General features: G+C 39.2%; 18 protein-coding genes and 1 pseudogene. 16 read left to right on the plus strand and 3 right to left on the minus strand.

Features of this window, described 5'->3' with window-relative positions; all coding sequences use genetic code 11:
- Positions 1-369 precede the first annotated feature (369 nt).
- On the plus strand, positions 370-1,515 hold the full coding sequence (locus IPK31_10620) for an undecaprenyl/decaprenyl-phosphate alpha-N-acetylglucosaminyl 1-phosphate transferase (protein ID MBK8088352.1): 1,146 nt from the start codon (positions 370-372) through the stop codon (positions 1,513-1,515).
- Between the two features lie 79 nt (positions 1,516-1,594).
- A pseudogene (frr, locus tag IPK31_10625) lies at positions 1,595-2,156 on the plus strand (ribosome recycling factor).
- Between the two features lie 47 nt (positions 2,157-2,203).
- Here frr and IPK31_10630 read toward each other — a convergent pair.
- Positions 2,204-3,073: a DMT family transporter gene (locus IPK31_10630; protein ID MBK8088353.1), complete on the minus strand. Its 870-nt coding sequence runs from the start codon at positions 3,071-3,073 to the stop codon at positions 2,204-2,206.
- Positions 3,074-3,144: 71 nt separating this feature from the next.
- On the opposite strand from IPK31_10630, the gene IPK31_10635 reads away from it, so the two are divergent.
- From IPK31_10635 to IPK31_10655, 5 genes are all read left to right on the plus strand, one after another.
- Positions 3,145-3,891 carry a polyphosphate kinase gene (locus IPK31_10635; GenBank protein ID MBK8088354.1) on the plus strand — a complete coding sequence of 249 codons (747 nt, stop codon included), beginning with the start codon at positions 3,145-3,147 and terminating at the stop codon, positions 3,889-3,891.
- A gap of 104 nt (positions 3,892-3,995) precedes the next feature.
- Complete coding sequence (gene mscL / locus IPK31_10640) at positions 3,996-4,364, plus strand: large conductance mechanosensitive channel protein MscL (protein MBK8088355.1); 369 nt, start codon at positions 3,996-3,998, stop codon at positions 4,362-4,364.
- 112 nt (positions 4,365-4,476) lie between these two features.
- Positions 4,477-5,406, plus strand: a complete 930-nt coding sequence (locus IPK31_10645) for a DUF3078 domain-containing protein (GenBank protein MBK8088356.1) — start codon at positions 4,477-4,479, stop codon at positions 5,404-5,406.
- A gap of 75 nt (positions 5,407-5,481) precedes the next feature.
- Complete coding sequence (locus tag IPK31_10650) at positions 5,482-6,285, plus strand: segregation/condensation protein A (protein MBK8088357.1); 804 nt, start codon at positions 5,482-5,484, stop codon at positions 6,283-6,285.
- Between the two features lie 332 nt (positions 6,286-6,617).
- A complete protein-coding gene (locus IPK31_10655) occupies positions 6,618-7,595 on the plus strand; it encodes a serine hydrolase (GenBank protein MBK8088358.1) in 978 nt (325 codons plus the stop codon).
- 101 nt (positions 7,596-7,696) lie between these two features.
- On the opposite strand, the gene IPK31_10660 is transcribed toward IPK31_10655, so the two are convergent.
- On the minus strand, positions 7,697-9,589 hold the full coding sequence (locus tag IPK31_10660) for a 1-deoxy-D-xylulose-5-phosphate synthase (GenBank protein ID MBK8088359.1): 1,893 nt from the start codon (positions 9,587-9,589) through the stop codon (positions 7,697-7,699).
- 215 nt (positions 9,590-9,804) lie between these two features.
- Here IPK31_10660 and IPK31_10665 point away from each other — a divergent pair, with 215 nt between their 5' ends.
- The 8 genes from IPK31_10665 to IPK31_10700 all read left to right on the plus strand — a co-directional run bounded on the left by IPK31_10665 (position 9,805) and on the right by IPK31_10700 (position 20,557).
- On the plus strand, positions 9,805-10,848 hold the full coding sequence (locus IPK31_10665; protein ID MBK8088360.1) for a histidine kinase: 1,044 nt from the start codon (positions 9,805-9,807) through the stop codon (positions 10,846-10,848).
- Between the two features lie 104 nt (positions 10,849-10,952).
- Positions 10,953-11,687 (plus strand): response regulator, encoded by a 735-nt coding sequence (locus IPK31_10670; GenBank protein ID MBK8088361.1) that lies wholly within the window; start codon positions 10,953-10,955, stop codon positions 11,685-11,687.
- A gap of 56 nt (positions 11,688-11,743) precedes the next feature.
- Complete coding sequence (locus tag IPK31_10675; protein MBK8088362.1) at positions 11,744-13,057, plus strand: M20/M25/M40 family metallo-hydrolase; 1,314 nt, start codon at positions 11,744-11,746, stop codon at positions 13,055-13,057.
- Positions 13,058-13,443: 386 nt separating this feature from the next.
- Positions 13,444-15,363, plus strand: a complete 1,920-nt coding sequence (locus tag IPK31_10680) for a LamG domain-containing protein (GenBank protein MBK8088363.1) — start codon at positions 13,444-13,446, stop codon at positions 15,361-15,363.
- Positions 15,364-15,593: 230 nt separating this feature from the next.
- A complete protein-coding gene (locus IPK31_10685) occupies positions 15,594-16,415 on the plus strand; it encodes a hypothetical protein (GenBank protein ID MBK8088364.1) in 822 nt (273 codons plus the stop codon).
- A 566-nt stretch (positions 16,416-16,981) separates the two neighbouring features.
- Entirely contained in the window at positions 16,982-17,947 is a 966-nt protein-coding gene (locus IPK31_10690; GenBank protein MBK8088365.1) for a hypothetical protein, read from the plus strand.
- 43 nt (positions 17,948-17,990) lie between these two features.
- Positions 17,991-19,691 (plus strand): histidine kinase, encoded by a 1,701-nt coding sequence (locus tag IPK31_10695; GenBank protein MBK8088366.1) that lies wholly within the window; start codon positions 17,991-17,993, stop codon positions 19,689-19,691.
- 110 nt (positions 19,692-19,801) lie between these two features.
- The gene (locus tag IPK31_10700; GenBank protein ID MBK8088367.1) at positions 19,802-20,557 is read left to right on the plus strand and encodes a response regulator; all 756 of its coding nucleotides are present in this window, start codon (positions 19,802-19,804) and stop codon (positions 20,555-20,557) included.
- Positions 20,558-20,572: 15 nt separating this feature from the next.
- On the opposite strand, the gene IPK31_10705 is transcribed toward IPK31_10700, so the two are convergent.
- On the minus strand, positions 20,573-21,328 hold the full coding sequence (locus IPK31_10705) for a geranylgeranylglyceryl/heptaprenylglyceryl phosphate synthase (GenBank protein ID MBK8088368.1): 756 nt from the start codon (positions 21,326-21,328) through the stop codon (positions 20,573-20,575).
- A gap of 426 nt (positions 21,329-21,754) precedes the next feature.
- Here IPK31_10705 and IPK31_10710 point away from each other — a divergent pair, with 426 nt between their 5' ends.
- On the plus strand, positions 21,755-25,123 hold the full coding sequence (locus IPK31_10710) for a vitamin B12-dependent ribonucleotide reductase (GenBank protein ID MBK8088369.1): 3,369 nt from the start codon (positions 21,755-21,757) through the stop codon (positions 25,121-25,123).
- Positions 25,124-25,541: the final 418 nt, after the last annotated feature.

A 25,541-nucleotide genomic window follows, 5' to 3' on the forward strand; every position in this document is an offset into this window, starting at 1 on the left:
TCAGATTAAGGATAGGCTTTCTTTTGCCAAATTATGCTTCATTGCCTTGAAATACAGTGCGGTAAGGTATTCTGTACAACCCATTCATCCACCTGAATGGCCGCCCAGTCAGCCATGTGCCATGCGAACAATATCTCTTCTTATTGTGCAGCTATTTCTTTCAGTTCTGCCATAAATTTTAATTGCGGATAAAGCTGACAGAAAAAATATTTTCATCATTAGTAAACTTTTTCACCAATTAAGGGATCATACTAGAGAAAATTATAGCGAAAAGACATAAAAATGGGTTATCCACGTTTAAGAACAATAACTATTTTGTCTTTCGGGCTATATGTTTAGCTTTGCATCATACTTGAAAAGAACAACTGCATGGATCACCTTCTTATCGGCTCAGTAATTGCCTTCTTAATTACTTTTTCTGCTATACCCATTATCATCAGGGTAGCGGAAATGAAGCATTTGTTTGATCTCCCCGATGACCGGAAAGTACATGCAAACCCGGTTTCTCCTTTAGGAGGGATTGGAATTTTTGCAGGATTTATCATGGCCTTTCTTATTTCAGCTCCAATTGGATATCCTGAGCTGCAATATTATGCCGTTGCTTTTTTATTGATTTTTTTCCTTGGATTGAAAGATGATATTATAGTTTTAACTCCTTTAAAAAAGTTTCTGGGTCAGCTTTTAGCTGCTTTTATTATCGTTTATAAAGGAGGAATACTCATCGACGGAATGTTTGGTTTCATGGGCATGGAAAAAATGCCGATGCTGATCAGTTTAGTGTTTACTTACCTCACAATTGTAGTAATTACCAATTCCTTCAATCTTATTGATGGTGTGGATGGCCTGGCAGGATCATTGGGCTTGTTTACCACACTGGCATTTGGAACTTATTTCTTACTGGCACAGCAGCCGGTTTATTCTGTAATGGCTTTTTGCATGGCAGGCAGTATGGGTGCATTTTTAATCTTCAATATTTCGCCGGCAAAGATTTTTATGGGCGATACCGGTTCCCTACTGTTAGGTATTGTAAATTCTATACTGGTCATTAAATTTATACAGGTAGCAACCGTACCAACAGCAACCATTTATTTACCTGCGGCACCTGCAATTGGATTTGCTATTTTATTTGTTCCCCTGTTTGATACCTTGAGAGTATTTGCATTCCGCATCCTGTCAAGACGCTCGCCTTTCAGCCCTGATCGTAATCATGTACACCATTTGCTTCTTGAAAAAGGCTGCAACCACAATATGGTTACATTTTTAGCAGTAACATTTAATATTCTCATTGCAGCAGCTACTTTCATGGGCCGCAACATCAATATCACTTTTTTATTGCTGGGGTTGATCAGTGTTGGTTTTTCAGTCATCAGCTTACTAATTTATTCAAACCGGAACAAGCGCAGAAAGTTGTTCCCGCTGTCATTTGAATCAAAAGTGAAGACTGTGAGCGAAACCAAGATTATTCCCCTGAAAAAAGGCTCAGCTGTTCACGAGCCTGAAGAAATGGCAAAATAATCTGCTTCTCATTTTTTTATTGGTTTGACAGTTGAACAAACTATTTTATTAGGTTTGCAGCTAATTAATTATTAATTGTATGTCAGAAGAGCTTTCGTTAATTATGGACGATGCTGAAGAGCACATGAAAAAAGCCATTCAGCACCTGGAGATTGGTTTAGTTAAAATCCGTGCAGGAAGGGCCAATCCAAATATGCTTGATGGAATTGTTGTCGACTATTATGGTACGCCCACAGCTATTGGCCAGGTTGGCAATATCAGTGTAGTTGATGCCAGAACCATCACTATTCAGCCATGGGAAAAAAACATGCTGCAACCAATTGAGCGTTCTATTATTAATTCAAACATTGGATTAACTCCGCAAAATGATGGCAACATCATCCGTCTATTTCTTCCTCCACTAACAGAGGAGAAGAAAGGAACTGGTAAAACGTGTAAACGGAGAAGGTGAACTTACAAAAGTGGCTGTCCGCAATATCCGCAGAGATGCAATTGAAAGTATCAAAAAATTACAGAAAGAAGGATTGAGCGAAGATGCTGCAAAAGATGCTGAGAAAGATATCCAGGTACTGACAGATCGTTATTCTCAACAGATTGATAAACATCTGGAAGCAAAAGACAAAGAGATCATGTCTGTCTGATAAATAGAAAACTGAACAAAAAGGGATGCAGCAATAGGTCCCTTTTTTTAGTGCCTGTTAGCTAAGTAAACTCCCAGGAGAATAATCAAAAGGCCAGCCATTTGAAAAAAAGTAATCGTTTCTCCGGCGTACAATCCCCATGCAACAGCAACAAAAGGAATTCCGTAAGTAACCATGGATGAAAATAACGGTCCTGCTCTTTTCATCAGCATATAAAAGAGAATAGAGGCAACGGCTGTTCCAAAAATACCAAGTACTGCAGAGGCACTGCTTGCTTTAATAAATGAAAGATCAGAAAACGAATGATTGAAATACCCGGATAAAATGAGAATGAGTAAGGAAGGTATAATCAGTGAAACAAAGGCAACCGCTGCTATGTTTAAAGAACCCACATGTTTCAACCGGTGACTGATAATATTTACATTTAAACCATAGCAAAAGGTGGCAACTAAAATAAGGGAAGCATACAGCAAATTACCTGGGCTGGTGCTTCCTTCTTTTGAAAAAAACAATAACAGCATACCTGAAAACCCTACCAGTACACCCAGTAATTTTTTCCATTGAACAGCCGATTTAAAAAACAATGCTCCAACTGTAATAACGAATAAAGGAGTTAATGCATTCAGCATGCCTGCGAGCGCACTGTCAATTTTCGTTTCAGCAACACAAAAAAGAATGGCAGGAATAAAGCTGCCCAGTAATCCTGTTATAATAATGGTGACCAGGTCTTTCCGCTGAATTGCACGAAAACCCTTTAGTGCAAATGGAAGCAGGATCACTCCCGCACTCAGCATACGCATGGCAGCTACTTCATAAGCTGTTAACTCTTTCAGCCCCTCTTTCATTAAGATAAAAGAGCTGCCCCAGATAAAGCAAAGAATAAGAAACAGGAGCCAGTTATACAGTTTTGAGTTCATAAAATAAGTGGCAAATATGAATGAAATTGACGGAATAGATGCAACATGTTTATTTTCGTAAAAATTATTTTATGGCACCAGTAAAATTATCCACTATCAGTACCCGGGCACCAAAGGGTCAGGACAAAGAAAAAATAAAAACCAAAACCGAAAAGATTCTGATTGAGCTGGATGAGTTACAGAACCTGCTGATTGCTGAAAATAAACATGCTCTGTTAGTTATTATTCAGGGTATGGATGCAAGTGGAAAGGATGGTGCACTGCGTAATGTATTTGGCTCCCTCAATCCATTGGGAGTTGGTGTAAAATCCTATAAAGCTCCAACTGCAGAAGAACTGTCGCATGATTTTTTATGGCGTGTGCATGAAAATGCTCCTGCAAAAGGAATGATCAAAATTTTCAACCGAAGCCATTATGAAGATATACTGATTACCAGGGTGCATGGCTGGTGCGATGATGAAACTGCAGTGCAAAGGATGAAGGCCATTAACGATTTTGAGGAATTACTTGTAAATCATAACAGCACACAGATACTTAAATTTTACCTGCACATTTCACCTGAAGAACAACAGGAGCGTTTGAAAGAACGTACACATGATCCTAAAAAAATGTGGAAATACAATGAAAAAGATTTTGATGAAGCAAAACTGTGGAAGAAGTACATGGGATACTACCAGGAATGCTTTAACACCTGTAATAAAGTGCCATGGCATATTGTTCCAAGCGATCAGAACTGGTATAAAGAACATGTAATTGCCACAACAGTGTATGATACGCTTAAGAAGCTGAAGATGCAGTATCCGGGGTTGAAAAAATAAACTTTGAATTTGAATAATATTTTTTCAGATTTGCAGTACAGCTAACATGCAACCTTCTCATCTGCTTACCAGTCTCCAATTTTTAATCAATAAAATCAACTATTATGGGAATGCTTAAAGAATTCAAAGACTTTGCAATGAAAGGCAATGTGGTCGACCTGGCCATAGCTGTTATCATTGGCGGTGCTTTTGGAAAAATTGTTAACTCTTTAATTGAAGACATTATCACCCCGTTATTACTGAAACCTGTATTGGAAGCCGCCGGAGCCGCAAACATTGAAACATGGGCACCGGGAGGCATGCTGTTAGGTAAGTTCATTTCAGCCATCATTTCATTTATTGTAATAGCCTTTGTATTATTCCTGATTATTAAAGGAATGAATGCTGCCAGTAAAAAGAAAGAAGAAGCACCTGCTGCAACGCCGGAAGATATTGTTCTGCTGCGTGAAATTCGGGATGCACTGAAAAAATAAAACGATTCTTTTACGAAATGCGGCATGAACAATGTTCATTGCCGCATTTTATATTCTTACCTCTGCAACGATGGCATTTTATTTGCCGTCATTGAGAATTAAAATAACTCTTATGATTAAAAAAATCTTTCTTACAGCAATCATCACCGTTGCTGCTGCCGGTTTGTATGCCCAGGATCAGCAGGTACAAAAATTAAAAAACGAAGCCAAGCGGGAAATTAAAAAAGATGAAAAGCAAAAAGAAGGCTGGACAAAAGGTGGTGTGTTTAACCTTAACCTCAGCCAGGGAGCCAGTCGTAACTGGGCGGCGGGGGCAGAAAAAGCATCGTTTTCCATTAATGCTCTGGCGAATACATTTGCTTATTATAAAAAGGGGAAGAATTCATGGGATAATACCCTCAATATGCAGTATGGGATTGTGAATGCAACGAGTATAGGAACAAGAAAAAATGATGACCGTATTGATCTGCTTACACGCTATGGCTATCAGCTAAAGAACCCAAAGTGGTACGTTTCTGCATTGGGGAATCTGCGTACGCAATTTACTGATGGATTTGATTATTCAACAACTCCAGGTAAAACACAAAACTCCGGATTCTTTGCTCCTGCATATTTGTTGTTATCTCCCGGTTTATTGTTTAAACCAAATACAACATTTGATGTGTTTGTTTCACCTGTTACAGCAAGGTGGATTATTGTAAATGATGCCAACGCCACTCTGAGGCCGCTGTACAATATTCCGCTCAATAAATCCAGTGTAAATGAAATCGGTGCTTTTTTAACAGCCAATCTTAAAAAGGATCTGGCAAAGAACATCAACCTGGTGAGCAGGCTTGATCTGTTCAGTAATTACCGGAATAATCCGCAGAACGTAGACGTTTTCTGGACAAACGTGATTGGAATGAAAGTGAATAAATACATCGGAATTACCTACGGTTTTGATCTGATTTATGATCATGACGTAAAAAATGTAAAAACCGGGGGGCTGATGGGCACTCAGCTCAAATCTTTATTGGGAGTAGGCTTTACGGCAACTTTTTAGTACGGTTTACTTCCCTACATTTGCAAGTCCCGGAAGTTAATTTTCCGGGACTTGTTCGTTTAAAAATAAATCGCTTTGCAAACAGAATCATACCAGATAAAATTGCCGCAGTTTGAAGGTCCTTTCGACCTGCTGCTTTTTTTTATTGAAAGAGATGAACTGGATATTTATAATATCCCTATCACGAATATCATCAAAGATTTTCTTGCCTTTATTCATAAGAGTGAACAGCTGAACATAGAACTCAGCAGTGAGTTTATTTTGTTTATTTCAACACTTATGCGCATTAAGGCAAAAATGCTGCTGCCAAGAAAAGAAATTGATGACCAGGGAAATGAAATTGACCCACGCCAGGAACTGGTAGATAAAATTCTTGAATACAAACGGTTCAAAGAAGCAAGCCTGCAAATGGCTGAAATGGAAGGGTTGCGAATGCTGATGCTGAAGCGTGGAAATATTGCCAGCGAACTTTCTTCGATTGGTGAAGAAACAGGTGAAGGAACCGAGATACAAACCATCACCATGTTCAAGCTGATGAAAACGTTTGAACGTGTAATGAAAAAACACCACGAACGTTTCAATAAACCGGTACATACAGTAGTTCAGTATAACTATACAATGGAAGGAAGCCGTGAGTATATGTTCAATATGGTGAAACAGGAAAAAATCATGCCTTTTGAAAAATTATTTGATATCTGTGAAAACAGAATTCATGCAATTTTTCTTTTCCTTTCATTGCTTGAACTTTCGCAGCAGCAATACATGAGCTTACTGGTAGGTGAGGGAATGAATAATTTTATTGTTGAGTGGAATGAAAGCAGAGCAGAAGATGCCGAAGATTCGTTTGTTTATCCGCAGAGTCCTGAAGAAGGTAAATAACCGGTTAAAATATCAGAAAGCCTCATTGAAAAAATGGGGCTTTTTCAGCAGATGAGTTGAGAATATTGAAAAATGTATCATTGCGTATGTTGCTGCCATGTTCTGCGAATACACAAATGAATCAATTCTTATTTCGCTCTTCACTGCCGCCCGTAAAAGAAAATAATATCCTCCATTAAACGTTTTCTTTATCCCTTGGTCTGTACCTGTGTAAATAAATAACCACATATTCAAGAATCATGAAAAACCTCACACTGCTATTGCTGTTACTGGCATTTTACGGATGTAAAAAGCCAAACGACCCAAGTCCTCAACCCAATCCGTATGCGGAGATGTATTTTCCACCCCTTACCGGTACTACCTGGGAAGCCCAGCCTGTTTCAAGTTTAGGTTGGAACCAGGCGGCTATACAGCCACTGAAAGATTTCCTGGCTCAGAAAAATTCTAAATCGTTTATGATCCTCGTAAACGGGCGCATTGTGCTCGAGGAATATTTTGATGGTCATACTGCCACAGCAACCTGGCAATGGAACAGTGCCGGAAAAACTTTGGTGACAGCCACTACAGGCATTGCACAACAGGAAAATTTGCTCAATATCGATACAAGGGTGTCTCAATATTTGGGGAATGGGTGGACAAGTGAACCGCTGGCAAAGGAACTCCTGATTACACCGAAGCATTTACTCACCATGACATCGGGCATTAATGATTCCAGCGAACTGGTGATCACACCGAACCTTACTTATATGGCTGATGCCGGAACAAGATGGTCGTACCACAACGTGTTTCAAAAATTAATGGATGTGGTGGCAGCAGCAAGCGGACAAACCTACGATAACTACTTTGCGGCCAAACTAAAAAACAAAATCGGCATGGACGGCTTCTGGAACAACGGGATTATTTTTAAAGTGTATCACAGCAATACACGCAGCATGGCCCGCTTTGGGTTGCTTGCCTTTAACAAAGGCAAGTGGGGAACGGAACAAATTGTAAACGAATCCTTCTTTCAACTGAGCATCAATCCTTCGCAAAATATCAATCCTTCCTATGGGTATCTATGGTGGCTCAATGGGAAAAGCAGCTTTATGGTGCCGGGTTCACAAACCGTTTACAACGGCTCATTGGTACCAAATGCTCCGGCCGATATGTATGCAGCAATGGGTGCCGAGGATCAACGGATTTATGTGATTCCTTCCAAAAAAATGGTAATCATCCGAATGGGTAATGCATCCGATCCTGCCAATCCGAATTTTGCAGTGTCGGGGTTTGACACTGCACTGTGGGAAAAAATAAACGCCGTGATCCAGTAACGGTCACACAGCTATAAAAAAAATCCCGAACCAACCGGTTCGGGATTTTTTTTATAAATAATTGTAAAATGATCAGATTTTTACTGTCATCCTTACATTCATCACTCTCTCACCGTTTTTGCAATACCGTTAGCGTCAATACCAATTTCTTCATACAATTGTTTGGGTGTGCCATGTTCAACCAGTGTATCTGGAATGCCCATGATTTTTACTTCAGCTTTGTAATTGTGTTCAGCAATAAATTCTAATACAGCACTGCCGAAGCCGCCTTTTACTGTTCCATCTTCAATGGTTACAATTTTTGCAAACTTGCTGAATACTTCATGCAGCATTGCTTCGTCCAACGGTTTTGCAAAACGCATATCGTAATGTGCAGGATTGATGCCATCATTCTTCAGTTCACGGATTGCACTTGCTGCAAAATTTCCCGGATGACCAAAGGATAAAATGGCAATGCCTTCGCCATCTTTCAACTTACGGCCTTTGCCTATTTCCATTTCCTTCATTTCATTTCTCCACTCCGGCATTACTCCTTCACCTCTTGGGTATCGAATAGTAATGGGTAATTGATGTGAATCAAGTTGTGCTGTGTACATCATATTCCTCAGCTCTGCTTCATTCATGGGTGCAGCTACAATCATATTGGGAATGCAGCGCATATACGCAATATCATAACAGCCGTGATGCGTTGGGCCATCTTCGCCAACAAGCCCGGCTCTGTCTAAACAGAAAACTACAGGAAGTTTTTGTGTGGCTACATCATGCACCACCATATCGTAAGCTCTCTGCATGAAAGAAGAATAAATATTGCAGAACACTTTCATGCCCTGTGTTGCCATACCGGCGCTGAGAGTAACGGCATGCTGCTCACAAATACCCACATCAAAAGCACGGTGCGGCATTTTGTCCATCATGAATTTTAAAGAAGAGCCGCTTGGCATGGCAGGAGTTACACCAACTATCTTTTCATTTTTTTCTGCCAGCTCAATCATGGTCAATCCAAATACATCCTGATATTTTGGTGGCTGCGGAGTGTCAAATTTTTTCTTGTGAATTTCACCGGTTACTTTATCAAATAAACCAGGCGCATGCCATTTGGTTTGATCTTTTTCTGCCAGTTCATATCCCTTTCCTTTTACTGTAACAATATGCAGCAGCTTTGGACCGGGAATATTTTTCAGATCTCTTAATGTATCCACCAGCTTGGTAATATTGTGTCCGTCAATCGGTCCGAAATAACGAAGCTGTAAAGACTCAAACAGGTTACTGCTTTTATTTACAAAACCTTTAATACTTTGTTCCAGCTTGCCCGCCATATCACGGGTAAACGTTGTGCCAACGGGGAGTTTGCCTAAAGCCTTCCACACATCATCTTTAATACGGTTATAAGTAGGCGAAGTGGTAATATCTGTGAGGTATTCTTTCAATGCACCAACATTGGGGTCAATGCTCATGCAGTTGTCATTTAAGATAATCAGCACATCACTGTCGGCCACACCTGCGTGGTTCATGGCTTCAAAAGCAAGCCCGGCCGTCATAGCCCCATCGCCAATCACTGCAATGGATTTTCTGTTTTCACCTTTCATTTTAGCGGCCATTGCCATGCCCAGTGCAGCTGAAATAGAAGTAGAAGAATGACCTACGCCAAATGTATCATATTCACTTTCGCTGCGTTTTGGAAAACCACTGAGCCCTTTGTATTTACGGTTGGTATGAAAGTTATCTCTGCGACCGGTAAGGATTTTATGTCCGTAGGCCTGGTGACCCACATCCCATACCAGCTGATCGTAAGGAGTATCGTACACATAATGCAATGCGGCTGAAAGCTCAACCACACCCAAACTGGCGCCAAAATGACCGCCATGAACGCTCACTACATCAATAATAAACTGCCGCAGTTCATCACATAATTGAGGTAACTGATCCATCGGAAGTTTCTTCAAATCAGCCGGAGAATCGATTTTACTGAGCAGCAGACCAGGTTTTATTTCCATAATTTCTTCATTCGGATTCTGTAAAGTTATATAACTTACGAACAATGGTTGTAAAAGGACTCATTTTAACAAAGAAATGCCCGGATGGTTGCATTTCCTGAAAATTAAAGGAAGGTAAAATTCAACCATTTACCCAACCTATTTGCCCTTTGTAACTTTGAAGGGAGGCAGGGGGCTGATTACAGGTAAATTTGACCACTATTATGCAAAGAAGATTGAATAAGATATCGGCTTACTGGTGGTGCCAGATCACCGGATGGGGGGGCAATGCACTGATGAATTTTTTCTTTGCCTGGACCTTTAACCGTGATATTACCTCTTCGTTTATTATCCGTTCTATCATTATTGTTGTACTGGGATTGATCATTACACACTTCATGCGCTGGGCACTACTGAAGATGAACGTGCTGCAAAAAACCTTCGACAGACAAATCTTTTTCTTTTTTGGCATTACTATCGGCTTTTCATTCCTGTATTCATTAACATCCCTGTCGTTGTTTAATGTGTTTGGACTATTTACTGCCGAACAGAAAGTGTACAGCTTTTCACGCCTGCTGGTCGGTTCTACCCTGAATGCATTTGTAACCTTACTGGTTTGGAACCTGATCTATTTTATTTATCATTATGTGGAGCGTGTACGTAAACAGCAACTGGATGCACTACAGATGCAGAGTGTGGTAAAAGAACTGGAACTGAAAACAATTAAAGCGCATATCAATCCTCATTTTATTTTTAATTCACTGAATGGCATCCGTGCATTGGTTGATGAAAACCCAACCCGTGCAAGAACAGCTATTACCGAATTAAGTAATATTCTGCGCAGCAGTATGCAGGCAGAGAAACAGGAAACCGTTCCGTTTGAAAAAGAACTCGGCATTGTAAAAGATTATCTTGCTCTGGAACAGATGCGTTTTGAAGAAAGACTGAGAGTAAATTTTGATATTGATGAAGATACACTCGATCAGCCGGTACCGCCCATGATGCTGCAAACCCTGGTGGAGAATGCAATTAAACATGGCATCAGTAAAAATATTGCAGGTGGTGTAATTAAAATCAGTTCAAAGTTTGTGGGTGATCATCATGTGCTGGTGATCAGGAATACGGGACATTTAAACGGTAATTTTAACCTGGATGGTTTTGGAATTTCCAGCACGCAAAGCAGGTTGAAACTGATGTTTGGCGATGCAGCAGATTTTTCTCTTGCAGATGTAAATGGCAATGAAGTGGAAGCCAAAGTAAAGATGCCGGTGGAAGTGTAGGAGAAGGGAGGTAAGATGTATGAAGTAAGAGGAAAGAAGCAACCTGTGCGGCTCCTTTCTCTAAATCAGGATAGAAAAAATTGACAGAAATAAACATAAGCTGTATGAACAAAAGAGCAATCATCATTGATGATGAACGATTGGCAAGAAATGAACTGAAAAAGTTACTCACTGAGTTCCCTGAAATAGAAGTGATTGATGAAGCATCGAATGTAGATGAAGGGTTACAGAAAATTGCAGCACTGAATCCTGACCTGATTTTCCTGGATATACAAATGCCGGGTAAAACAGGATTTGATTTACTGAGTGAACTGGATCGTACGCCTGAAGTGATTTTTACAACAGCTTATGATGAATATGCATTACGTGCATTTGAAGTGAACGCACTGGACTATTTACTCAAGCCAATTGAACCCAAGCGTTTGGCTGATGCATTGCATAAACTGGAAGAAGATGAACGGGAAACTGTTGATGGTGAACCTGTTTCTACCAACCGCAGTATGCTCAGTGAAAACGACCAGGTATTTGTAAAAGATGGTGAACGCTGCTGGTTTGTGAAGCTGAGTGATATCCGTTTGTTTGAAAGCGTAGGCAATTATGCGAAAGTATTTTTCGGGCCTAACAAGCCACTCATTTTAAAATCACTGAATGCACTGGAAGAACGACTGGATGAAAAAATCTTTTTCCGTGCCAACCGTAAACATATTGTGAATCTGCGTATGATTGAAAAAGTAGAACCATATTTCAACGGTGGATTGCTGCTTGAAATTCATGGTGGTGATAAGATTGAAGTAAGCAGAAGGCAGGCAGTGAAGTTTAAGGAGATGATGAGTTTGTAAACTTGAGCGCATCTGTTTCATCAAACAAAAAACGAATACTGATAATAAGTTATATCATGAAGAAAATTTTTGTTACGGGGTTATTGATTTCAATAACCTCTTTTTTATTGGCGCAAAAAAAACTGAACCGCATCATCAATGCCAAAGAAGTTGAACGGATTGAAAGAGTACTGGCAGCAGATGATATGCGGGGCAGAAGAATCTTCAGTCCGGAAATTGACAAAGCTGCGGATTTTATAGCTGCTGAATTTAAAGCTGCAGGGTTACAGACATGCCCGCCCGACTGGAATAAGCAGGCGGGGAACAACAGGAGCAGTTTCAGGCAGGAGTTTTCAATTGTATCAGCAAAACCTGTCAGTACATCCTGCAAAATTGATGGACAGGAAATTGATGCAAAAAATGTTGTTGTCATTACAACTCAACCGGAAATTTCAGTGAATGAAAAATCAGGATTTGAAAAAGTAACGATCAGTGCAGGAAAGAATATTTTTTCTGAAGCACAGAAGTTTGTGCGTTCAGGTAAAAATTATTTCGTTTTGGTTGATACCAGTTTTTCAAAAAACTTCAGCAGGCTTGCTTCCTTCAAAAGAGGAATGTTTAAATCGGAGAATAGTGTTGTGTTTGTATTAACAGTAGTTAATCCATCTGCATTTACAGTAGAAGCAAAGCATGAAATAACCGAACAGAAACTGGCAAACGTGGTAGGCATATTACCAGGGAAAAGTAAAAAAAATGAGTACGTTATCTTTTCCGGTCACTATGATCATTTAGGAACTGGCAAACCTGTAAACGGAGATTCAATTTACAACGGTGCTAATGATGATGCAGCAGGAACAACTGCTGTAATTATGCTGGCGAAATATTTCGCAAAAATTAAAAACAATGAACGCACTATTGTGTTTGCTGCATTTACAGCAGAAGAATCGGGTGGGTATGGAGCACAATATTTTTCCAGGCAGTTTGATCCGGCGAATGTAGCAGCGATGTTCAATATTGAAATGATTGGTACAGAAAGTAAGTGGGGTAAAAATTCTGCTTACATCACCGGGTATGAAAAAACAGATATGGGAACAATCCTGCAAAAAAACCTTACCGGAACTGCATTTACATTTTATCCCGATCCTTATCCCACACAAAATTTATTTTACCGGTCAGATAACGCAACACTTGCAAGATTGGGTGTGCCAGCTCATACGATCTCCACATCCAAGATGGACAGTGAACCCAATTATCATAAAGTATCTGATCAGGTTGAAACCTTGGACATGGAGAATATGGCTATGATCATTAAATCAATTGCCATTAGTGCAAAAACTATCATTAAGGGAGAAGATTCACCAACAAGGGTGAAGGTGGAAGACCTGCGTTAGATTTTCGCCGGCACACTATGTATCGCAGCTGCCATTTCCTTAATCAGCGATGCATCTTTTTCAATGGGCATTACCAATGACTATTACATCAGCACCTGCTTTGCGATCGTGTAAACTGAATGGTGATAATGAGATTTTTGGGTATATGGCTTTGTCAAGTAAAGTGTAAATATGTGGTAAAACCTGTATGATTTTTCATTCTTAGAATATTAAAATAGGGTACGATATTTAACGCAACTCCAACTATTCTCATTTCAATACATTTTACTGAACACTTAAAACATCAAGCTCATCAAAAAAATGATGTAGTTCGTAAAACAATTGATAAATATGGCGAGTAGGTAATAGGAAATTTTTGAAATTACCGAAAACTAAAACCCTTTTTAATGATGAAAGTTTTCACTGTTATTATCACTATCATTATAGCAAGTTCTTGTAGAAAAGCAAGTACGAAATCGGATGCTAATTCCCCTTTTTCAGAGCCTGATCATGGGAAGTTAAAAGAAACAGTAGTGGTTTTTGATGGGAATACAGCAAAAAATATCATTTCGGTTGACAGCAATACAATTATATTGAAAACATTAGCTGGTTTGCGTACAGGCAATCCAAAGCAACAGCCTTCATTTAAAGTTGAACCAGGCACGGTACTGGTTTCGCCACCCTTACACGGGGTTTCCGAATATGGTTTTGCTAGGAAAGTCGTAAGCATCGACTATGGTGCGGGAAGCGTTGCAACTATTAATACCACTCCTGCATTTTTAACTGATATATGGGAGGAGCTTATGTTAAAAGATAAAGCAACAAACTTAGATAATAATACAGATGTTATAGTTGATTTTAATGGTCGGTCAGTAAATTTTGGAACAATTAATAATGGTATACAATTCAGCTTTGCAAACGAATTGGAGTACGAATCTCCTCTAAGTGCGGGAAAAATTGCAGCAAAATTGGTTACGGACATTTCTTTACGAAATGATCTTTTGTTTGGTATAATTATCAAGGAAAATAGAATAAAGTATTTAAAGTATGGGATAAAAAGTAGCTCTGAAGTTTCTTCAAAGCTTGAACTTGAGGCATCATTAAATGGGGATAGCTTATGGAAAAAAACTCCGTTTTATACTCAAAAATTCAAACCAATTTTGTTTACTATACCAGGGACTGTAATTCCTGTTTCAATTACTCCTGAAGTAGATATCGAGCCATTTATGAAATTAGAGGGCGGTATTAAATATGAAGGAGATCTTTTTAAATATTCAAAAGTTTCTGAGAGGAAGATGGTTTATGACGAATATAATGGAGATCCAAAAAAAAATTACTGGCGTAATGAGGAAAGTACTGAAGAAGATGTGCCAGATTTAAAACACACCTTCAGTATTAGTGGTGAATTCAAAGCTGGGGTTACCACTAAGTTAAAGGGTAAGTTTTATGATCTGAAAGAAGTAGCTGTTGAAATAGGAGCTTCAATATATAGTAAAATCAGTGCTGGGGCAGTTCTAAGCACTACTCCAATGACTGTTAATGTTTCACTGAAAGCAGGAATAGATGTTTATGCAAAAGCGTATGTGGATGTTTTTAATTACAAAATATTAGAATGTAAGGCTGAAGCAAAATTGATAGAATGGGAGTTGTCAAAATTTATTGTCCCACTTTATTCACCCTCTATCTTACTCAATACTAACCTTATTGCCTACTACCCTTTTAATAATAATGCCAATGATGAAAGTGGAAATAACAATAATGGAACTTTAATGAATACTCCAACTTTTGCAACAGGTATTTCAGGGCAATCAATAAAACTTACAGGCAGATGTAACTATGGGTGGTGTGAAGGTTCTTTAGGCGACCATGTTCTTCTACCCATGCTTCAATTTAATTCAATGAACGCATTCTCATTAAACATTTGGGTGAAAGAAGAATCTTTATTACATCCGGATGGCGAAGCGTATATATCATTTGGTAGTGACCAGGGTGGTTCTGTTTTAATCGGCCATTACGCAAATGAAATCAGATTTGCTAGTTCAAGTAATTCTGTAATATCAATACCATTTAATGCAGCGAATGTCAGTGCCTTTCAGATGTATACATTAGTTTTTGATAATGGTACACTTCGTGCATATCAGAATGGCGTCTTAGAAGGTACAAAATTAAATGCTGTGAAGACTGTGAGTGGAAATGTAGCAGCAATAGCACGTCATTGGGGTCTTGATACCTACACAAGGTTTAATGGCAATATTGATCAGGTAAGAATATACAACAGAGTTTTAACAAACAATGAAATTGGCTCGCTTTACACATCTAAACAATGATCTGCAAAAGATTTTGCACTTGCCTCAATGCAGAAATACTTGTAAGGCATGAGGAGACTATTAATACTTTATAACCCTTTTTGCCTAATGCTCAGACTGTCACAATAGGCAGCGTGGAGGTTGGCTAAACTTTCAAGTATTTCACCATTGAGTGTTGATTCTATTAAACGAAAGAATCCAGTTTTAACAGTAGTGTAGAATTTCATATTCAAAAATTAAAATACAATCATATGTTCAGAGCAAATATTTCACTCTTTTTGAGCTTAGTGCTTTTCTCTTCATTTGGATTTTCCCAAAGTATCAAAGGGGGGCAGTTTGACTTTGGATTTTCAAATGGACTCAACAAAGAGTGGTATTTCAATCAAACAGTAAAGATCAAGCCTTTCACTGTTAACAGTAAACCCTTCAGTAGCGATACATTGTTTTTAGACAAGGACTTAAATTCGGACGGAATACCTGACATGAATTGGTTTATAAAGTTCAACTCTTGGCGATGGAGGGAAAACGTTGATGACAATAACAATGATATTGCTGTTTTGACAGTCCCTTTTACTGCAAAGAATGGAAAAGTGTATGACGGCTCTGATATTGAGATATATCAACAATTTCCAAATACTATTCAAATCATTTCTGACTTAGCAACTTTTTCAACAAAACCAATTGACGGAGTAAACGTATTTTATAGATTTTCAAAGGTGATACCGCAAAATACAAGTGTACGTTCAGCAACTTCGCAACCACTGCTAATACAAGCGCCAGCAAATTTTAGGGATATAAAAAGCAGAACGGCTATAGTACAGGTTCTTTTTATTACGAAAATAGCATATTACAAGTCTTGTGACTGCTCTCAGAAAAGCGACTATTTTTATTACCCTTGTGACAAACGTGACTTTAGCAAAGCTTTTAAGAATAATTGGTCTTGGATTGTGTTTGACGAGAATTGCGATAGTGAAAGCCAGGTTCAAGAATATTCTGCAAAGAGTTGTTTAATTAATTGGGGAAATGAAAAAACATTTTCTAAGGTTATAGTTGAAATTGTGCTAAAATGGTAATAGCACAAAGCTCCAATATTACTAGTAAAAAGGGGTATTTAGCATTACAGAATAACACACGCAGGTGTTTGTTTGGTTCTTCTTTACAGTATTCAACAAAAGAAATTAATGGGAGCAGAGAAGATAATTGTAGGGCATTAAGCTGTTTAGGTATGCCATACTTCCAAAATATGGCATACCTGATCCCCAAGGCCGTTGCTAACTTTTGAAAAACAATTTTTTTTAATCCACTGAGCGATTAATTTTAACGCATGAGGCTGTGTGCAATTCTCTTTTTTATTTTTTACCTGCAATCAATTTGCAGTCAGCCTTTGCAAAACGGTAAGGTAACAACCAAAATACACTTCAAAACATTTCACTATTGCAGATGGTTTGCCGCAGATACAGATTACCTATCTGTTTTGCGACAGCAAAGGGTTTGTATGGGTTGGTACAAAATTCGGAGTGGCAAGATGGGATGGTAAAAAGTTTAAAGTATTTACCCCAAAAGAGGGGACAGGAGGAAAGCAAGTAATTCAAATTGCGGAATTACCTGGATGGTGATATCGTAGTAAGTTGGCTAGGTAGTGCGTTTCAATATCATTAGTGGTGATGTGATTGAAACGATTCAAACACCAAAGCGCTGGAATGCCACTGCTCTTTACGGATTCACTTCTTATGAGGCAGATAAGCTGATATTTTATGTAAACAGTTTTTCTGATGACAAGTATTTAAAGAAATCTGTAGTTGCTGTATATGATCTGAAAAAGCACAGGATTACAAAAGAAATATGGCTGCCGCAATGGTGGGTAAGCAAAGTAACATCTGAAGGATATATTATTACAGCAGATTATGATATTTACCAAAACAAACCGGGTACTTTCCACCTGTATCATCTCAACCAGTTGATAGAGACAAGGAATTTCAATATCGCATTCACAAATTTCAATTATTCGCAATCACCCCGGCTTCGTTTTTATGCAAATAGTGATCATTCAGTATTATTGGATGTAATTGTTGAAAATAAAAAGCTTCAGCTTATAAGGAAGTTTAACGGATTAGATGAACCGGTGACTGATCATCATGCACGGTATTTAAACCAGGTTGACAGCTTCCAAACAATTTACAGCAATGAGAACCAGGAACTGATTTTAAAAAACAGGACTGAAAAAGCTAATCTGGGAAAGCTGTCGCAGATGGTTTATTCTATTAAGGATAAAGAAAACAATCTGTGGGTTGGTACAGAAAATGGCTTGTATTGTTTTTACCGTTTTGGGTTTCAGGAATTACAGTTTAATGTTCAGCCGGGCACTTTGGATGCAATATGGAGCATGACTAAAGCAAAGGATGGAAGTTATTACTATGCCAGTTATGACAAGGGTTTTTGGGTAAGCAGGGATCAAAATAAAACATGGGAAAAGCTGGAGCAATTAAGTAAGCCTGCTTTGCCGGAGCGAATGACAAAGGGAAGTTATGGTGCAATAGGATTACATAATGGCGCTGTTATTCTGCCGACAAGTATGGGCTTTTATTATCTGAAAGAAAAAAACTAATTCCATATTATTTACTGGGGAAAGGTTCGGAAGTGTACGCTGCATGGGAAGATACCATCAACCAGCGGGTACTCATCAGCAAGCACACGTTTCTTTTTCGCTGAATCTTAAAACACTGCAGTTAGATACCATTTTCAAATGCCCGCAGTTTGGTTTGCAGACTATTCTTGCTATAACTCAGGATTTGCAGAATAATCCAATTATAACAGGCAGGGGTGCGGCCTGTATTTTAAAGAACGGAAAATGGCAGGCGTTAAAAGGTACTGAGAATGCAAGGGTCATGAGTTCAGTTACTGATAGTTGGGGAAGCCTTTGGTTAGGAATGCCGCAACAGCTTACCTGTATTAAAAATGATTCTGCTTATACAATGCAACATTTTCCCGGCAGGCAGTTAGTGTTATCTCTCACCACATGGAAAAAAAAGTGGCTGGTAATTGGCGGAGGCTTTGAATTGATTTTTCTCGACCTGGAAACATTTTATAAAACCGGACAGGAACTGTATCATCGATATGATGCCGGCAGTGGTTTTATTACAACTGAGGGCGGACAGAATTCTTTTGTTCATGAAACGGATGGCAGTATCTGGTGGCCCTGCAGCGATAAGGTTATCCGTTTCTGGCCTGATAAATTATTAGCTCAAACAACTTTATTTAACAAGCCTGTTATTTTAATGGTCAGTGCTGCAGGTAAAAAAGATAGCAGTGTTCTGTTAACTGATACGGCTTATGCAGGTTCTTTTCATGTGAACCAATCATTCCGTAATCTCAGGTATGAATTCGGAACAGCTGCCATGAACAATTATGACAACCTGGTTTACCGTCACCGGTTAAAAGGATTGGATACTAACTGGAGCAAACCTGCTGCAAACGGGAATGCAGTATACGGCAATTTAAAACCGGGTACTTATATATTTGAAGTGCAAAGTTCAACAGATGCTGTTAGCTGGAGTGCTGTAACATCGGCCCTTCCTGTAACATTGCCGGCCTGGTGGTACGAAACCTTGTTATTTAAAATGATGGCTGTTTTATTCAGCATAGCAGGCGTTGCGTTTATTACCTGGTGGCTGATGCAGCGTAAACGAAAAGAAACAGAACGGTCAAAGCTGATTAATGAATTGCAGTTGAAAGCTATACGGAGTAAAGCATTACCTCATTTCAGTGGCAATGCATTTGCTAATATTGATTTTTATATAGAAAAAGGCGATACAGAAAATGCGTCTCGATACCTTGCTATTTTGAGCAGGTTGCATAATATTACATTAATGGATAGCGATAAGTCGGCAAGAACATTGGAGGAAGAACTTAATTATGTAAGACTGTATCTTGAAATGGAAAAGTTGCGATTTGAAGAACATTTAAACTATTCAATTGCTGTTGACGAAAACGTAAATACTCAAATTCTTATTCCGAATATGGTGCTGCATACATTTACAGAGAATGCAATAAAACACGGAATAAAGAATAAAACAGAACAGGGCACTCTAAAGATTGAAGCAGTGGTAAAAGCACAGGGTGTATTGTTATCTGTTTCTGATAACGGGATAGGGCGTGCAGCTGCAAAGCAGGCAAATGGTGTAAGTACGAGGCAGGGTTTAGAAATATTAGCCAGGCAGATTGAATTGTATAATCAACAAAATAAAAATAAAATCAGGCAAACTGTGCTGGACCTTACAGATGAAAACGGGGCAGTAACCGGCACCTGTTTTTCTGTTTTCATTCCTGATGAATACAGATACGAGCTATGAAATATCCAAAAAAAGTATCAAGCTATCCTGATAGCCATCGTGATATACAAACAGCGATGATAATTTTTTTGGATATACTATGTGACTAAAGAGTCAATAAAAATGAACACATGAAAAAAATCAAAACCATTATTATTGAAGATGAGTATAAAGTAAGGGAATCGTTTTACAGCAAACTTCAGAAATCATTTCCTGAAATTGATGTAGCGGCTCTTTGTGAAAATGCAGAGGAAGCCCTGGAAAAGATTGTTATTCACAAGCCCGATCTGCTGTTCCTTGATATTGAGATGCCCCGTAAAAGTGGTATGGAATTACTGCAGGTGTTGAGAGAAGCAAAGATTAATGCACATGTAATTATTACAACTGCCTATAATCATACAGATTATTTCCGCAAAGCCATGTATTTGTCGGCTGTTGATTATTTACTGAAACCAATTTTGAAAGAAGAACTGGAGGAAGCTATTCAGAAAGTAAAAGAACGGATGGAAACTAAGGAAGCTGCTAATAATATTGAGAGGGTTGATGCGCAGCAAAATAAAAACTCTATTCTTGACTTTTCCTGTGCAGTAGGTAAATTGTTTTTAAAGCATGAGCAGATTGTGTATATCAAAGCAGAGGGAAACTACTCCCGATTTTTTCTGACTGATGGTAAAAATGAATTGGTAACAGAAAGCCTGAAACAACTGGAAGAAAAATTAAAGAATTGCCCTTTGATCAGAGCAGACCGCAGTCATTTCATAAACCGGAATTATGTACAGAAGTTAGTATTTAACTCTAATCGCTGCTATTTCCTTTCTTCTGTCCCCTATGCTTTTGTGGAGTTAAACGAAACCGGGATTAAAACTTTAATGAAAACTGAAGCTTAACAGAAGCAGATAAAATCAGGCTTTCACCGGCACGCTATGTATCGCAGCAGCCATTTCCCTAATCAAGGATGCATCTTTTTCAATGGCGTTGCCAATCACTATTACATCAGCACCCGCTTTGCAATTGCGGTATGCTTTTTCAGGATCAAGAATGCCACCACCAACAATTAACGGAGCTTCAATTTGCTGCGCCACACTCTGGATCATGCTTTCAGAAATGGCACGTTTAGCACCACTGCCTGCATCCATGTAAATTACTTTCATACCCAGCATTTCGCCGGCCATGGCCGTACACATGGCAATTTCATTTTTATCGGCAGGTAAAGGGGCTGCATTGCTGATATAAGACACCGTTGTGGGCGCACCGCCATCAACCACCATGTAACCGGTGGAAATAATTTCAAGTCCGCTTTGCTTAACAAAAGGAGCTGAGATAACATGCTGACCAATGAGTAATTCAGGGTTACGGCCGGAGATCAACGATAAATATAATAACCCATCTGCATATGTACTAACCTGGGAAGGACTGCCGGGGAATAAGATCACGGGAATATCGCAAAGGGCCTTGATCTGCTGCACAACTTCATCCAGCCTGTTGGAAATAACCAGACTTCCACCTACTAAAAAATAATCAACAGCTGCATCAACCGACAATTTCACCAGTTGTTCTACCGATTCTTTGTTCACTTTATCAGGGTCAATCAAAACGGCAAACGACTTCTGTCCTTTCTGCTTCTTTTCCAGTAATTGGGTATAAATAAGATGCTTCATACAGTATCTGTGATTCATGCAAAAGTGCAAAAAAATGTCCGAGGATTTGCAAATTCACCTGTTTTTGTTTCGGGCGACCGAAAAGGGTTGTTTTTACCCGAAATCAGCCTTCTGAAATCTACCCGTCAATACTTCGTTTAGGTTTCAGCGTTAGTGCAATTTTCGGTTGCTCCCGCCGCCAAATTCAATGCCAGTAAGGCTATGGGAAATATTGTGAAAAAACCAAGAAAACTTGTTCTATTCTCCGGATTTTTTTTGTGGAAACAAGCTTTGCACATGCAAATACAGTACAGGATTGAGTTTGCCCCCGATTTCCACACTCTGTTAATATTTAGGGTATTGAACATACCTCTCTAAAAAATATTTTCGTAGTCTGTCGGTTAACGATTCCTTAACCTTACTAACCAATAAACTTACAGTTCTAATATGGCCAGCAAAAAGAAACAAACTCCGGGGCTTCAGTTCGGCCGCCGGTTTACAAAAGAAGGCGTTTCACCCTTCGACCTGTTTGAGTATGATTACCGTACTTCTATTATCCGCAATCCTTCGGGAGAAGTGGTGTTTGAAATGAATAATGTGGAAGTGCCAAGTCACTGGAGCCAGATTGCAACAGATATTCTTGCACAGAAATATTTCCGCAAAGCAGGTGTTCCGCAACCTGATGGTACTTTGGGAAGAGAAGCATCTTCGAAACAGGTAGCTCACCGTATGGCCCATTGCTGGAGGGTATGGGGAGAACGTAATGAATACTTTGCTTCTGAAAAAGATGCACAGGTTTTTTATGAAGAATTAGTGTACAGCATTTTAAATCAGTTATGCGTTCCTAACAGTCCGCAATGGTTTAATACAGGTCTGTACGAAAGCTATGGCATCAAAGGAAAGCCACAGGGCCATTACTTTGTTGATGCAAATGATGGTGAGCTGAAGAAATCAACATCAGCTTACGAACGTCCTCAGCCACATGCCTGCTTCATTTTAAGTGTAAGTGATGACTTGGTGAATGATGGCGGTATCATGGATCTCTGGGTTCGTGAAGCAAGGATCTTTAAATACGGTTCAGGCGTTGGCACGAACTTCTCTACTATTCGTGGCGAAAGTGAAAAATTAAGCGGTGGTGGTACATCAAGTGGATTGATGAGCTTCTTAAAAATTGGTGACCGTGCAGCCGGTGCAATTAAGAGCGGTGGTACAACACGCCGTGCAGCCAAAATGGTTTGCCTTGATTTAGATCATCCTGAAATCATGGACTTCATCAACTGGAAAGTGGAAGAAGAAAAGAAAGTAGGTGCATTGATCAGCGCAGGTTATTCAAACGATTATGAAGGTGAAGCATACCGCACAGTAAGAGGACAAAACAGCAACAACTCTGTTCGTATACCCAACGAATTCTTCGACAAATTAGCGAAGGGTGAAGATTGGGAACTGAAAGCAAGAACAGATGGCCGCACCATGAAAAAAATTCCTGCTCAGGAAGTATGGAACCAGATTGCTTATGCAGCATGGCGCTGTGCAGATCCCGGTACACAATACGATACAACCATTAACGAATGGCATACTTCACCAAAGGGCGGACGCATCAATGCATCGAACCCATGCAGTGAATATATGTTCCTCGATAATACAGCATGCAACCTTGCATCTGTAAATCTTCGCCGTTTGTTTGATGAAGCAACACAAACTTTCGATGTACAGGGTTTTGAATATGTATGCCGCTTATGGACAGCTGTTCTTGAAATTTCTGTATTGATGGCTCAGTTCCCGTCAAAAGAAGTTGCCCAGCTTTCTTACGATTACCGTACACTCGGTTTAGGTTATGCCAACCTCGGTTCTATGCTGATGGTAATGGGTATTCCTTACGACAGTGAAGAAGCCCGTGGTATTGCAGGTGCATTAACCGCAATCATGACCGGTATTTCTTATAAAACATCGGCAGAGATGGCTTCTTTCCTCGGTGCATTTCCACGCTACGAAGAGAATGCTGAAGATATGTTACGTGTAATGCGTAACCACCGTGCAGCTGCTTACGATGCTGAAGATGCATACACAGGATTAAGCATTAAACCACTTGGTATTAAAGCACAATACTGTCCTGATTATTTACTGAAGAGTGCCTGCAAAAGCTGGGACGATGCGGTAGAAATGGGAGAAAAGTTTGGATACCGTAATGCGCAGACAACTGTAATTGCTCCAACAGGAACAATTGGCCTGGTGATGGATTGCGATACAACAGGTGTTGAACCTGATTTCGCTTTAGTGAAGTTTAAAAAATTGAGTGGTGGTGGTTATTTTAAAATCATCAACCAGTCAGTTCCTGCAGCATTGGCGAAGATGGGATACAGTGTTAAAGAAAGTGAGTCCATTGTAAAATATGCAGTAGGTGCAGCTTCTTTAAATGGTGCTCCTCATGTTAATCCGCAATCACTCAGTGAAAGAGGATTTATTGCAGAAGAGATCAAGAAAATTGAAGCATCACTTGCAAGTGCATTTGAAATTGGATTTGTATTTAATAAATATGCATTGGGCGAAGAGTGTTTACAGCGTTTAGGTTTTACACCTGAGCAGTACAATGATTTTGAATGGAGCTTACTGGAAGCATTAGGCTTTACAGATGAACAGATTGCTGAAGCAAATGATTATATCTGCGGTACCATGACGATGGAAGGTGCTCCTTTCTTAAAGCAGGAACACTATGCAGTATTTGATTGTGCAAACAAATGCGGAAAGAAAGGTGTTCGTTATATTCACCACAGCGGTCATATTAAAATGATGGCAGCAGCACAGCCATTCTTAAGCGGTGCTATTTCAAAAACCATCAACCTTCCAAACGAAGCAAACGTGGAAGAAATTGCCGAAGCCTATTTAATGAGCTGGCAGTTAGGTTTGAAAGCATGTGCATTGTATCGTGACGGATCAAAACTTTCTCAGCCATTAAGTACAAAAAGCGATTCAAAGAAAAAAGCATCAACCGAATCTGAAGCAGCAGTAAATGAAGAATTTATTACTGACAGCCCGATGGTTGACATGGGGAAACTTACCGTTGAAGAATTGTTAGATGAATTGAGCAAACGTGTTCAGGCATCACCTGATACAAAACTAAAGCGTGACCTGGCAAGAATTGTTGAACGCAGAAAACTTCCTGCCAAACGCAGAGGCTTTACACAAAAAGCAAAAATCAATGGACAGGCTGTATTCCTCCGCACAGGTGAATATGGTGATGGAACTTTAGGTGAAATTTTTGTTGATCTTGCAAAAGAAGGAAGTACACTGAAAGGATTGATGAACAGTTTTGCAATCGCTATTTCTGTTGGTTTGCAGTATGGTGTTCCTTTAGAAGAATATGTTGAGAAATTTGTGTTTACCAAGTTTGAACCAAGCGGTATGGTAGATCATCCGAATATCAAGAGCACTACTTCTATTGTAGATTTCATGTTCCGTTGTTTATCGTATGAATATTTAGGTCGTACTGATTTAGTTCATGTGCTGGATAAACCTGAAATCAGCAATACAGGAACGGATGACTGGGATGATATTCCCACGGGATTAGAATACGAAAAACAAACACCTGAACTGAGTGATGTAAGAGTGGTAGGTGTTATCAACCCTGCACCACAGGTACAAAAAACACAGCGTGTAACGAATCCTGTAAAAGTTGAAAACAGTTTAGATGCAGTGAACCAGGCAGCAAGAAGTATGCAAAGCGATGCTCCTGCCTGTAATACATGCGGACATATTACCATCAGAAGCGGTACCTGTTACAAATGTTTAAACTGCGGTAACAGTATGGGTTGCAGTTAATTTAAAAATTAATCTCAATCGAGGTTCCTATAATTAACGCTCCGGTTCTCCGGGGCGTTTTATTTTTACGTAATTCTACAGAGTAATTTTCCTTTTTAAAACAATATCAGTAAGCAGATGTACTCATTTTTTCATATTACATGGCCTGATTTTTGATTTATCTGCAGTGATTAATTATTTTGAGCCTTCTAAATCCGTATCAATGAAAAAATCTGTCATCTACTCAGTTACACTTATTACTATTATTTTTCTGAGCTCCTGTACACGTTCTGTAACGCCTTATGAGGCGGCAAACAGAAGTCATGGTAAACGCTGTTTGCGGATAAGATAAAAACCGGTTTATTTATGATTCCTTTTACGGTTAAATCAATTTTCTTTTATACAGAGAAAGAGTGATTGCTATTCAGATGAAAGCTGA

It is taken from the genome of Chitinophagaceae bacterium (assembly GCA_016713085.1).
In the GTDB taxonomy this organism is placed as follows: domain Bacteria; phylum Bacteroidota; class Bacteroidia; order Chitinophagales; family Chitinophagaceae; genus Lacibacter.